This is a genomic window from Parapedobacter lycopersici, from assembly GCF_024643285.1.
Lineage (GTDB): Bacteria > Bacteroidota > Bacteroidia > Sphingobacteriales > Sphingobacteriaceae > Parapedobacter > Parapedobacter lycopersici.
On sequence record NZ_JAMSLW010000004.1, the window covers coordinates 391,102 to 404,519 of the forward strand.

The window sequence follows — 13,418 nt, forward strand, 5'->3', positions numbered from 1 at the left end:
AATTAACCAATTATTTAACCAAATCAACACAAACATGAGAAATTTTTACATGCAATGCTGCATGCTGGCTGTGGTGCTTTTTAGCGCCGTCTCCGTCGGCTATGCGCAGCAGTCTGTCACCGGAACGGTGACGGACGCAAACGGTCCGCTGCCCGGTGTGAGCGTGGTAGTGCAGGGCACTACCCGCGGCGTGCAGACCGATGCAGAAGGTAATTACACCATCAGTGCATCACGCGGTGAGGTCATCCAGTTCAGCATGGTCGGATATACTTCACAGCAGGTTACCGTAGGAAACCAGACCCGGATGAATGTCGTCCTCGAACAGGACGCCAGCGAACTGGGTGAGGTGGTAGTAACGGCTCTCGGTATTGAGCGGGAGCGCCGTTCACTGGGTTATGCCGTGCAGGAGGTGAAAGGTGCCACGCTGTCCAATGCGCGGGAAACCAACGTAACGAATGCGTTGTCGGGCAAGGTAGCCGGTCTGCAGGTCGCCCGTTCCAGCAATGGTGCCGGTGCCTCGGCCAAGATCGTACTCCGCGGCTTCAATTCATTGACAGGTGATAACCAGCCACTGATCGTGGTTGACGGGGTGCCCGTGAACAATTTCACTGGAACCGAATCCAACGGTTTCTGGGATCCGGGATTTGACCGGGGAAATGGCCTCGGGGATATTAACCCCGAAGACATTGAGAGCATGTCGGTACTGAAAGGCCCTTCTGCAGCGGCACTTTACGGTAACCGGGCAGGCAACGGTGTCATCCTGATCACTACCAAATCAGGCCGGAAACAGGCCGGACTGGGATTGACCGTATCCTCCAACGTCGGTATTGAGAATCCGTTTATGACACCCGAAACCCAGGACCTTTTCGGCCAGGGATCGAATGGCAATTTTCTTCCCGACGAACGATTGAGCTGGGGACCGCGCATTGAAGGACAGAACGTCATCAAATGGGACGGTTCGGAAGGCCCTTTAACGGTGCAGGATAACATCAGCAATTTCCTGCAAACAGGCATCAACCAGCAGCATAACGCCACATTTCAACAGCAATTTAATAATACGGGGATCTATACGTCCGTAAGCCGTGTCAACCAAAAGAGTATCCTGCCCGGCAATAAATTTGTACGGACCAACCTCACGGCGCGTGCGACCACCAAATTCGGAAGGGACGACCGCTGGAGTACCGACACCAAAGTACAATACAGCAACACCGCAGGTTACAACCGTCCGATTAATTCGCGTGACTGGAGCAGCATGTATTCGCTATATATGATGCCCCGCTCGCTCAACATCCGGGATTTTGAACCGGCTGTCGATGAAAACGGTGATATGCTATGGTTCGGCAGTGGCACAAACGCTTCGATCAACCCGTACTGGCGTGCAGCGTATGACCAATATAAGGATTCAAGGGATCGGGTATTGCTGAACGGTACCCTGCGTTACAAAGCAACCGACTGGTTAACAGCCGAGGTTAAAGGAGGCGGGGATATTTATACCACCAATGTGGAGCGGAAAGTATATGTGGGCAGCCCGAATCCGGCCGGTGGCCATTATGCCTTATCCAAGGAAACGTTTCAGGAAACCAATTACAGTGCGATGCTGACGGCACAAAAGGATGAAGTTTTTGGCCGGCTGGGCGGTTCCATGATGGTCGGTGGCAACTTAATGCAGCAACACCTTTCTTCTGTAGGCGGCTCGGTGACGGAACTGGAGGTGCCTAATTTATTTTCCCTGAACAACGGTGTAGGTGTGCCCTCGATTACCCAAAGCCTGTCAGAAAAACGCGTCAATTCCGTTTATGGATCCCTTGCGCTGAAATACGACAACTACCTGTACCTGGATGCAACCTTCCGGAACGATTGGACGTCGACGCTCCACCCGGATAATCGGTCATTTTTCTACCCTTCCGTCAACCTCTCATACGTATTCACCGACATGGTTAATGCGCTCGGGGGTACACTACCCGCTTGGTTTAGCTACGCTAAGCTGCGTGCATCATATGCCGAAGTCGGGAATGACATGGGACCGTACCAGCTTTACAACGTGTACAGCATTGGCAGCGACCCGCGGGGTAACACCACGGCCAATACCGGAAGTGTTTTCTACGACCCGAATGTGGTGAATGAATTGCTTCGCAGTCTCGAATTTGGTGCCGAAGTACGGGTATTCGACCGGGTGAATATTGACTTTGCCTGGTATAAGGTAAACGCGACCAACCAGCTGATCAATTTGGGTCTCGACCCCACCAGCGGCTATGCGTCGCGGAAAATCAATGCCGGAAATATTCAGAATAAAGGATTTGAAGTGATGGTGAATGTAAACGCGTTGAGTAATCCGACCGGATTCAACTGGGACATTTCGGCCAATTTCAGCCGGAACATCAACGAAGTGATTGATATCGCCAGCCATTTGGGCGTATATCAGTACCCGGTGGACGCCGCTTACGACGATCTGGCTATCGTCGGCCGTACAGGTGGCATGTATGGCGAAATCTACGGACACCGCTTTTTGCGTGTTAAAGATCCCGCAAGCCCGCATTATGGCCGGTTGATCCTGGAAAACGGGCTGCCTTTGCGCGACAGCGAAAAGGAACTGTTGGGTAACCAGCAGGCCGACGCAATGGCCGGACTGACCAACACCTTCAACTATAAAGGGATCGGTCTCTCGTTTCAGATAGACGGCCGTTTTGGCGGGGAAATATTCTCCTCTACCCAGGTCGCCATGCAGCGCAATGGTACTGCAGCCGTCACCGCGCCAAACGGTGCACGTGAAGATTTCGTAGTAAGCGGTGTGGAAAGTGATGGTGCCGACGGTTACGTAGAGAACACAACGTCCGTAACCGTACAGAACTATTGGAACCGTGTCGCCACGGCAAGCAATCTGGGTATCAACGAGGCCAATTTGTATGATGCGACCAACATCCGGCTGCGCAACGTACAGCTGAGTTATCAGTTCCCGCAATCCATTCTCACCAATTCTGGATTGCAGAACGTCCGGGTATTTGCCAGCTGCAATAACGTATGGATGATTCATAGCAAAATGCGGGGACTCGACCCCGAAGCTGTATTTGCAACCGGGTCAAACGCCATTGGATTTGAGAGTGCGTCGCCCGCCACCATGCGGACCTTTATGTTTGGTGTAACCCTTGGTTTTTAATTTTCAACATCCTACTGACATGAAAAATATTATTCATAAAACAGCAGCGGTGCTTCTTGGGAGCCTGGTTGGCTTTCAGTCGTGCAGCAAATTCGAAGAAATCAATAAAGACCCGTACGGGGCGAATGCCGACCAGGTACAGGTGGAATATTTCATTAACAACGCCATTATTAACTCGCAGATGGACCCCCACATTGCGGAACGGGTATTCGTCCTGTATTGGACGACTGCCGGACGCTTTTCTTCCGGCGGCGGCATCTCCAGCGGCGGTTATAACGATGGCTGGTCTTCGGATTACTACGGCCGAAGCTACATGGCGAGTTGGCTCTCCGCCATCAACAGCGCGATCCAGATCGGTCAGCAGCAGATTGAGGCCGGCACGGCACCGGAATACACCCCGAACCTGGTACAGGTGGCACGGATCTGGCGGGCTTACCTGATGAGTGAACTGGCGGATACCTTTGGGCCGATTCCACTGGATGCTTTCCATGGGGACAATCCGTCATACGCCAGCCTGCAGGACGTTTATAATTTCTTGCTATCGGAATTAACGGACGCTTCAACCAAACTGGATTTGGCAGTCAGCGCCTCAAGCATTTCCCGCTTTGACCCGGCCTATGGCTATGATTTTGCCAAATGGCAGAAATACGCCAATTCCATGCGCATGCGCCTGGCAATGCGGCTTTCTGAAGTGGACGCTGGCAAAGCTCAGGCCGAATTTGAGGCCGCCGCAGCACTACCCCACATTACCGCTGCGGCCGACATGTTCCAGGTGGCTGAACAGCCGGGATGGGATGGGCTTACAGGGGTGATGACGCGTACATGGAACCACTTTAATATCTCGGCGACGCTCAACAACCTGTACCTTGGCCTGGGTGGCATCCCGTCTGCTGACCAGCTGGCGACCTCTTATGCAGACTATATCAAACCGGCAAACTATGTGGGCATCAAATACGATGATCACTTTGCAATGTTGACCAATGCGCCGACTGCCGGTTACTGGTTCGATGGACTGCCCAATTCGATTGATCCGCGGGCTTATAAGATATATGCCATCCCCGGGGATGAAAGCAATGCGCTGTATCCGACGTATGCCACGCTGGATAACAAACGTAACCTCATGAGCGAGGACGGCTCGGTATTTAAGGAAGTAAACTTAGCATATACCTGGAATGGGTTTGCCAACGGTGCCTGGGGAACAAGGGGATCGCTCAATCAGGTTTATAGCTATCCCAATGGCTCTCCGCGACTGAACAGCCTCTTCCGTAACAGCGACAACAAACGCGTCTTTTTCGCCCCGTGGGAATCCTATTTTCTGGTGGCCGAAGCGGCGTTACGTGGCTGGTCGGCACCCATGGATGCTCAGGCGGCTTATGAAGCGGGCATTACGTCAAGCTTTGAACATTGGGGGGTGACGTCCTACCTCGGTGATTACCTCAGCTCAACGGATTACAACATGACCGGGACATCGGTTAGCTGGGGACATACCACTGAACCGCCGGCAACCCACGCCATGAACTTTGTGGATGGTTACACCGGAAGTGCGGGTGTCGCCAACATCCCTTACCCGGATAACGACCTGTATGAGGGAGGTGCGGTGAAAAACGACCTGCTGACCAAAATTATCACGCAGAAATTCATTGCCCAGGCACCCTGGCTACCACTGGAAACGTGGAACGACCAGCGCAGACTGGGTCTACCGTTCTTCGAAAATCCGGCTGTGGAAGATCCGCTCGTGAACATGCCGGACCTTAACCAAAGCAATTACATGGATGCCAGCATCCGGTTCTTCCCGCAGCGGGTCCGTTATCCTTCAACGATACCGGCCAGCAATCCTGAAGGCTACGACAGTGCCGTCAGCGCATTGGGTGGTCCGGACGAAGTGTTGACCCCGCTCTGGTGGGCTAAACAGCAATAAAAAGCCGAATAATCGACCCATAAACCTATCTCCGAAGGCTGCCCTGGTGCGGGGCAGCCTTTTTTATTTTCTTTGGAGCGTTATCGTATGGCTGCGGTTTTCCCGGCCAGCCACTGCCGTTCGCTTTCATCCAGGTGGGGCGCCAGCCTTTCAAATACCGTGGCATGATAGCTATTCAGCCAGTGGATCTGCGGTTCGTCCAGTAGGGTTTTATCCACCAGCGCGGTATCGATATAACAGAGTGTAAGGGTTTCAAACGCCATAAAAGCGCCAAACGCTGTGTTTTCATTCGTTGCCGCCAACACCAGGTTTTCAATACGGATACCGTACTGCGCTTCCCGGTACAGTCCCGGTTCTATGGAGGTAATCGTCCCCGGTTCAACGACGACATCCACACTGGAAGGATTAAACACGTGCGGCCCTTCGTGTACATTCAGGAAGAATCCTACCCCATGGCCGGTGCCATGTCCGTAATTACGCAGCTGGTCCCACATGGGTTTCCGTGTAATGGCATCAAGCTGATAACCCCGGGTACCCACCGGAAACACCGTGGTGCTGCCGGTAATCATCGCTTTCAGCACCAGGGTATAATCCGTTCGCTCCGCATCCGTGGTCTTGCCTAACGAAACCACCCGGGTAATGTCCGTCGTTCCTGTGCGGTACTGCCCCCCGGAATCCACGAGCAGCAAACCCTCAGCTCCAAGCTCGACGTCACTGGCCGGTGTTGCCTTGTAGTGGGGTAGTGCGCCGTGGGCTTTGTAACCGGCGATGGTGTCAAAACTCTCGCCGACAAAACCTTCCTGCGCTGCACGCAGGCCCTGCAGCTTTTCGGCGATGGATATTTCGGTAATTTTTTCCCGTCCTACAGCTTCTTCAAGCCATTTGAAAAACCGGGTAAGTGCCACCCCGTCTTTAATCATGGTATTTCGGGTATGAGCAAGTTCAACTTCGTTTTTAACGGCCTTAAATCGCGTTGTCGGATTGAGCTGCTCCACAATCGCGTTGCCGGCAGGCACTTGCTGATACTGCGCAAAACAGGTGCGTTTGGGATCGAGCAGCAACCTGGCTCCGGAAGGAAGGGCCTTCAATGCCGGACCGCTCGCGTGGTAATCGGCCAGGGTGACGCCCTGCTGGGTCAACACGTTGCTGTCCTGATCACTGAGCTTTGTCCCGGAAATGAACAGCGTGGCCGTGACGGGTGTAATCAAGGCAAAACCCAGCACGACCGGGTTGCATGCCACGTCGCTGCCGCGGATATTGAATAGCCAGGCGAGGTCGTCAAGAGAGGAGATAAAGTGTGCCTGTACCTGCTGTTTTTCCATCTCGCCGCGCAGCCGTCGAAGTTTTTCCTCCGTAGACTCGCCGGTGATGGACTGATCAAGCAAATAGGCCGGATTGTCCGGTAATGGGGGGCGTCCTTGCCATAGTTGGGTTATCAAATCGGCATTGCCCCGGACCGTCATTCCCAGCGGCGTCAGCTTCTCCGACACGGTATGGGCCAGCAGAACGGAAGCCAGCTTGCCATCAAACGCCACCACGGAACTCCCAGGTAATTGTCCTGCCAGCCAATCCGCATATTCCGCTGCGCCCTGTGCCCGCAGCTTCACCAATTCAAAACCGGTGCCCGAGAGTTGGCTGTTGGCCTGTACAAAATAACGCGAGTCTGTCCATAAGCCCGCAAATTCTTTGGTGATCACTATGGTGCCCGCCGATCCGGTGAAACCACATACCCAGGCGATACACTGGTAATGTTCGGGAAGGTACTCACTGATATGCGGATCGGATAACGGGATGATATACGCATCGATATGTTGCTCATCCATCAAATGACGAATGGCGGACAGTTTTTCGGCATGGGTCATAATCCTTGTTTTTTGTGTAGCGCAAGTTAGGAAATGTTGTATTAATCCCCCAACAAATGTATCTTGTGGTCGTTTACAAAAAGACGGAAGAACAGCAATCGGTGGTTATGGCGATGACGAAAGGTAAGGGCATAAAAGGTATTGCTATACGACAGTTCGCTTTGGAAACCGTACTCCTGTTCATCTTCCTCGTCAATGGATTCGGCGCTTTTGCACAGCTGACCATCCGCGGGCGGGTTACGGATGCCTCTACCGGGGAAGGGATTTCGGGCGTATCGGTTGTACTGCGGGATACCGATATAGGTACCTCCACGGACCGCGCTGGATTTTACAGCCTATTTATTCCACACGTCAGCCGATCGATCACTTTTGATGCACTGGGTTACAAGGCACTGGTCACCCAGCTGCCCCAAACGGGCGACCAGACACTGAATGTACAGCTGGAGGAGAACATCCATGCGCTGGATGAAGTAATGGTTGAAGGCAAGGGCCGCTATCGGAACCGGGATAATCCGGCCGTCGCGCTGATCCGGCAGGTCATTCAGCATAAGCCGCTTAACCGGCTGGCGCGCTATGATTATGTGTCCTTTCAACGGTATGAAAAAGTCATGCTGGCGGTCAGTAACCCTCCAAAAGGCCTGTTAAACAGCGGCATTACCCGGGGATACCGGTTTGCACTGGAAAATACGGATACGACACTGGTACCTGGCAAGGCGTTGCTGCCGGTGTTCCTGGAAGAACACGTAGCAAGGCAGTATTTACGCGCGTTTCCCAAAGCGGCAAAAACCCTTGTAACCGCACATCGGAAGACCGAACTTGACCCCCGGTATGTAAACAACAGGAACATCGAAGCGTATATGGAATACATCCACGGGGATGTAGATATTTATGACGATAACATCCTGATCCTGAACAAGCCCTTTTTGGGACCTACTGCAGAAAGTGCACCGTTGTTTTATAAATACTACATCACGGATACGCTTTCGACCGGGGAAGGAACGTTTATTGAACTGACTTTTGTGCCGCGCAACAGGGAAGACCGCTTATTTGCCGGGAAATTACAGGTCACACTCGATGGCAATTATGGCATCCGGCAGGCGGATATCCGGATAGGTCACGAGGCGAACCTGAATTGGGTAACGGATGTTACCATTTCCCAGCGTTTTAACCGGCAAGGCAACGGCATCTACCTGCTCGGGCATTCCGATATGCGCATCCATTTCGGATTGACCGGGGGGAAACGCGGGGCTTTCGGGCAACGGACATTGGTTTATGGGGATTATGATACGCAGCAACAGACGCCCGACCGCGTATTCGACGGCCAACCGGCGTCCATGGTAGCCGGGGCCGACCTGGTACCCGACCGCTACTGGAAAGAGAACCGGCCGGTACCGCTCACATCGGTGGAAGCCAATACCTACACCAATTTTGACAGCCTGCGGAATAACCGGGCGTTTAAACGTACACTGGACTGGGGATCTGTACTGCTCAGCAGTTTCAAACGTGCCGGACCCGTGGAAATCGGGCCCGTGGAATACATGTATAGTTATAATGAACTGGAAGGCAGCCGCGTGCGCATAGGAGGAAGAACAAGTCCGCTGTTATCGGATAAAATATATGGCGAAGCATACGCGGCATATGGATTCCGCGACGAACGTGTGAAATTTTACCTGGGAACAGCTTACACACTTAACGGCAGGCCCGTTGCGGCCTATCCTGCACATTACATACAGGCGACCTACCAGCAGGACGCCCGGGAACCGGGCCAGCGGCTGGGTTTTCGTAATGGCGATAGCTTTGTGCGGTCGTTCCGACGCGATGACCAGGACAAATGGCTGTATAATAAGGCCATGCGGCTAAACCACGTGATTGAATTTGGCAATCATTTCATGTTACAGACGCATGTTGCCACGCTGCGGCAGACACCTGCCGCGCAGTTGCACTTTATTTCGGCCGGGCCCGGAGCCGATACCCTCCGTGGGTTACAGACCGCTGAGTGGGGGTTGAGCCTGCGCTGGGCGCCCCATGAAGCGTTTTTACAACGCAATGTGGAACGCACGCCGATGATCAATAAATTCCCGGTTTTTAATCTGCGCTACAATATGGGGGTTAAGGGACTGCTGGGTAGCGACTATGGGTATCATGCGCTGCGGTTCGATGTGTTCAAGCGGGTTTTTCTTTCGCAATTGGGATTTGCCGACGTCAACATGGGGGCAGGTTATATTTTTGGCACACTCCCTTTTCCCTTGCTGGATATCCCGAATGCCAACCAGACTTACGTGCTTTCGCCGGACGCCTATAGTTTGATGGAGGACCTGGAGTTCGTGAGCGACCAATACGTCAAGTTCAGCATCGAACACCGGCTAAATGGTTTTATTTTGAATAAAATTCCGTTGATAAAGCGGTTGAAATTACGCGAGATCATCAGCTTTAGGCTGTTGTATGGCAATGTGCGGCCGGAGAACCGGCCTGAAAACGGGGGTACGGGCGTATTCCGGCTCCCTACGGATCTTCATGGAAACCCGACAACGTTTACGCTGGGACAGAAGCCCTATATGGAAACGGCATTTGGTTTGGAAAACATTTTGAACGTATTTCGCATAGAATATGTTACCAGGCTATCTTACCTTGGTCATCTCGGTGCAGACCGGAATGGGATCCGGATAGGTGCCAGTTTATCTTTTTAGTTCATCAAATATACCCCTTATGGCATTTCATCAGTTATTGATCCGGGACGAGCAATCGGTCCGTTTTATTACCATCAACCGCGAGGAAAAACTTAATGCACTTAATCAGACTATTCTAGCCGAATTGCATGGTGCCTTAACCAAAGCATTGGCCGACAGCCAGGTGCGGGGTATTGTGCTGACCGGTGCGGGGGAAAAGGCATTTGTGGCAGGTGCGGATATCGCGGAGTTTGCTGCTTTTGATGCCGCACAGGGGCAGCGCCTTGCCAGCGACGGCCACCGCAATGTATTCGACCTGATCCACCATGCAGGCAAGCCCATCCTGGCCGCTATTAACGGTTATGCACTTGGGGGTGGACTGGAACTGGCGCTGGCGTGCCACCTGCGGATTGCGGTTCCAAATGCCCGGCTGGGTCTGCCGGAGGTCACATTGGGACTTATCCCGGGTTATGGCGGTACGCAACGGCTAACCCAGCTGGTGGGCCGGGGCCGTGCACTGGAACTCATACTGACTGCCGACATGATCACCGCGGAAAGGGCGCTTGAATATGGATTGGTTAATGCGGTGGTTGATCAGCCGGTATTGCTGCAGAAAGCCTTGGAAATACTCCAGACAATCGCCTCCAGATCGCCCAATGCCGTGGCTGCGGCCATACGTGCGGTAAACGCCGGACTCGATCCGTCAAAGAATGGGTTTGAAGTGGAAATCGAGGAATTTTCGAAGTGCTTCGGCACGGCCGATTTTGCCGAAGGGGTATCGGCATTTTTGGCAAAACGAAAACCAAATTTCTGATTGACAGTTCCATGCGCAGGCGGCAGCAATCCATTATGCCCTATTCCGCAGCATTCGATGCCCGGTTTACAGCAGGGACAGAATAACGGAAAACAGGGGTTTATTAATCCACATGGTCACGTTATATTTGCCACGAATTAGCAACATGCAATGTTTATGTTGCATTAATATAAGACGGACAAGTGAGCATTAAACGAGTTTTTTTCTTATTTCCCCTGTTATTATCGGGCCTGTTATGCACTTCCTGTTTTCAGCTTATTGAAGAGGTCAGCGTGAAGCAGGACGGGTCGGGCACGGCGGTACTTACGGCTAACCTCAGCCAAAGCAAGAGTAAACTGGCAGCCGTTATGTTACTTGATAGTGTTAATGGATATCCGGTACCTTCCAAAGCTGATATCCGCAGGGAACTGGAGCAACTGGTCGGTGAGCTGCAGCAAACCGACGGAATTTCCAATGTCACTTATACGCTTGATTTTAACACCTTCATCGCTTCCATCAGCTGGTCGTTTGCCCGGGTCGAGGACCTGAATACCATCACCGACCGCGTCTTCGAAAAGATGAAAGTTACGACCGCAAATCATGCCTCCTATGCTTATCTTCCGGCAACAAAGACGTTCAGCCGGACTTATGTGTATGAGCCGACGGCAAAAAAGGAATTCGACAAGCTGAAGGCCGCGGACCAGGCGGTGTTTGAGAATGCCATATATACCAGTATTTATCGCTTTGATATCCCTGTCGTTTCCAATAGTAATCCCATAGCCAAAGTATCTGCCTCGAAAAAAGCGGTCATGCTGCAAAGCCCGCTGATGGACTTGATCAATGGCAGGAAAAATCTTTCAAACCGTATTAAATTAGCAAATTAAGATGAATAAGCTCTTTTCTTTGATTTTATGTGTATCCATGGTAACCCTGGCAAATGGCCAGGATTTGGCCCGCCGGATTCCCAGTGATGCATTTGCCGTTGTCAATATCCAAACGGCGCATTTTTTTGACCTGATGGGGGTAGAGGATTTTAACCAGTCGGCAATTGGCAGCATGCTGCTGGAAAAAGCGCGGTCCGCCGGATTCTCCTCGGTAAACAGCGTAGCGGATTTCGGGCTGGACCTGAACCGGACAAGTTACTTCTATACAGTCCTCACCGACAGTACGAAGCATTATAATTTTCTCGTCCCAATTGCGGATGCAACGGTTTTTGAACAGCAGTTTATCCGCGATGAGGAGGTGGAAGAACAGGATGGTTTTCGCAGCTTTGTCAAAGTCATTGACGAGGACACCACCATTTTCGCATGGGATAGCGGTACCTTGAGCGTCACCAGCACGGCACTTGTAGACGGCTATTTTGAACAAAGCGAAGTGGCGGACCGATATGGCATCAGAAATTACAATTACTACGATTATTACGACGATGCAGCAGCCGATACCGCGAGTGCCGTTGATTACGATGATTACGGTTACTATGACAGTACGGCGGTAGCGGTGGCTGTGGCACCCGATTATGATGATTACGATGACGTTGATGTGGATACGGCAAGGGCCTTCGAGGAGGGCGACAAGTATGATGATAGCATGTTCTTACCTCCCCCGGCCCTCGATTCAACTGCAATGAGTTTTCCCGTTCCGGTTGACGCAGCTGCTGACTCAGCCTGGTCCGGGGACACTGTTTATGAATTGAGTGCGCCACCGGCCGTTGAATATGACAGCGCGGACTACGACGATGGCAATCCGTATGATGAATATTATGCGGCAGACCAGCAAATAAAAAAGGGGTTGACCACACAGTGGTCGCGTGAATTCACGGCAAATCTGTTTAACCAGGCACCGGCAGAAAGTATCCTTTCCAATGCGTCCTATGTAAGCAGTGTTCAGGACGACGCGTTGATTACGGCGTGGTTATCCAATTTTGAATCTGCTTATCTGGCGTGGTTACCCGAATTGATGCTTTCCGGATCAACCGGCTCGTTATTCAGTCACTACGGCAGCTTGCGGGCCGGGCTTTATGCGAATGATGTGGGTTTCCGGCTGAGCACCGACCTGGAGATTGCCCCGCAACTGGCAAAAAGCTATAAACGGATATACGGCCGGAAAATAAACCGGAAATTCTTAAACTACCTGAATAGCGAGGAAGCGATCGGCTGGTTCGCATTTGCAATGGATACCAAAGCGTACCTCGAGGAACTTCCCAGTATCATGAAAGATACGTATGGTAGTCTCCTCGGACAGCACGAGCAGGAAATTACGCTGGCTGCCGACGTTGTTTCGCTGTTGCTTGATGAAGCGGCGATTGCCAGGGTCGCAAAGGGTGATGCGCTGTTTGTACTCAACGGGATAACCGAAGAAGAGGTGCCGTATATTGATTACGAGTATGATGACAATTACGATTACAAAGAAGTGGAAAAGACCAAAATGGAAACAATCCCGGATTTTCTGCTGATGTTTTCATCGGATGACAACAAGCTGTATGATCAGGTTACTAACTATATTTATCAAAAGGGATTGGTTTCGGAAACAGACGGCATATTCAGTGTGGAAGAAAGCGATTTACCATTTGGGCTCTACTTTACCCGCCGGGATGGCATCATATTTCTGGGAACCTCTTCCGAACAAATGCACGATATTGCGGCGAACCGTTACCGCGGAAAAATCAGCCGGGCACACCGCAACCTGATCCGCAAGAACAAAGTGGCCGGTCTGCTCAGCGCCAAAAAACTTGCTACGGAAATTCCAACGGAGGAACTCCAGTCGCTTAACCAGTATATTGCATTTCATAAACTTTTTGGAAGCATGGGCGACTTCTATTTCCAATCCAAGGGGATTACCGGCACGCACATTACGGGTGATTTTGTTGCGGAAACGCCGGCGGAGTTCGACAATGCCGTGCAGTATTTCTTTGCGTTGGTCGACTATGCCATGCAGGATCAATAAGCAGGAGGTTATCAGCCGCCTGCTTAGCAGGCTGACGCCGGTAAAACACTTTGAAATCAACGGCAATTTATCTATGTTTGCC

At 52.0% G+C, this 13,418-nt stretch carries 7 protein-coding genes; 6 read left to right on the forward strand and 1 reads right to left on the reverse strand.

Annotated elements, in window-relative coordinates:
• Positions 1 to 34 precede the first annotated feature (34 nt).
• Together NEV57_RS10870 and NEV57_RS10875 are read left to right on the forward strand one after the other, a co-directional pair.
• Positions 35 to 3,154 carry a SusC/RagA family TonB-linked outer membrane protein gene (locus NEV57_RS10870; RefSeq protein ID WP_257658348.1) on the forward strand — a complete coding sequence of 1,040 codons (3,120 nt, stop codon included), beginning with the start codon at positions 35 to 37 and terminating at the stop codon, positions 3,152 to 3,154.
• A 19-nt stretch (positions 3,155 to 3,173) separates the two neighbouring features.
• The gene (locus tag NEV57_RS10875; protein ID WP_257658349.1) at positions 3,174 to 5,072 is read left to right on the forward strand and encodes a SusD/RagB family nutrient-binding outer membrane lipoprotein; all 1,899 of its coding nucleotides are present in this window, start codon (positions 3,174 to 3,176) and stop codon (positions 5,070 to 5,072) included.
• Positions 5,073 to 5,152: 80 nt separating this feature from the next.
• Here the strand turns inward: NEV57_RS10875 and NEV57_RS10880 are convergent, their stop codons facing one another.
• A complete protein-coding gene (locus NEV57_RS10880) occupies positions 5,153 to 6,934 on the reverse strand; it encodes an aminopeptidase P family protein (RefSeq protein WP_257658350.1) in 1,782 nt (593 codons plus the stop codon).
• A gap of 56 nt (positions 6,935 to 6,990) precedes the next feature.
• On the opposite strand from NEV57_RS10880, the gene NEV57_RS10885 reads away from it, so the two are divergent.
• The 4 genes from NEV57_RS10885 to NEV57_RS10900 all read left to right on the forward strand — a co-directional run bounded on the left by NEV57_RS10885 (position 6,991) and on the right by NEV57_RS10900 (position 13,336).
• Positions 6,991 to 9,621 (forward strand): DUF5686 and carboxypeptidase-like regulatory domain-containing protein, encoded by a 2,631-nt coding sequence (locus NEV57_RS10885; protein WP_257658351.1) that lies wholly within the window; start codon positions 6,991 to 6,993, stop codon positions 9,619 to 9,621.
• 19 nt (positions 9,622 to 9,640) lie between these two features.
• Entirely contained in the window at positions 9,641 to 10,414 is a 774-nt protein-coding gene (locus tag NEV57_RS10890) for an enoyl-CoA hydratase/isomerase family protein (RefSeq protein ID WP_257658352.1), read from the forward strand.
• 182 nt (positions 10,415 to 10,596) lie between these two features.
• A complete protein-coding gene (locus NEV57_RS10895; protein WP_257658353.1) occupies positions 10,597 to 11,277 on the forward strand; it encodes a hypothetical protein in 681 nt (226 codons plus the stop codon).
• Position 11,278: 1 nt separating this feature from the next.
• A complete protein-coding gene (locus tag NEV57_RS10900) occupies positions 11,279 to 13,336 on the forward strand; it encodes a hypothetical protein (protein ID WP_257658354.1) in 2,058 nt (685 codons plus the stop codon).
• Positions 13,337 to 13,418 lie beyond the last annotated feature (82 nt).

Coding starts and splice junctions, on each gene's coding strand:
- NEV57_RS10870 (WP_257658348.1), top strand. CDS start 35: ATGAGAAATTTTTACATGCAATGCTGCATGCTGGCTGTGGTGCTTTTT.
- NEV57_RS10875 (WP_257658349.1), top strand. CDS start 3,174: ATGAAAAATATTATTCATAAAACAGCAGCGGTGCTTCTTGGGAGCCTG.
- NEV57_RS10880 (WP_257658350.1), bottom strand. CDS start 6,934: ATGACCCATGCCGAAAAACTGTCCGCCATTCGTCATTTGATGGATGAG.
- NEV57_RS10885 (WP_257658351.1), top strand. CDS start 6,991: ATGTATCTTGTGGTCGTTTACAAAAAGACGGAAGAACAGCAATCGGTG.
- NEV57_RS10890 (WP_257658352.1), top strand. CDS start 9,641: ATGGCATTTCATCAGTTATTGATCCGGGACGAGCAATCGGTCCGTTTT.
- NEV57_RS10900 (WP_257658354.1), top strand. CDS start 11,279: ATGAATAAGCTCTTTTCTTTGATTTTATGTGTATCCATGGTAACCCTG.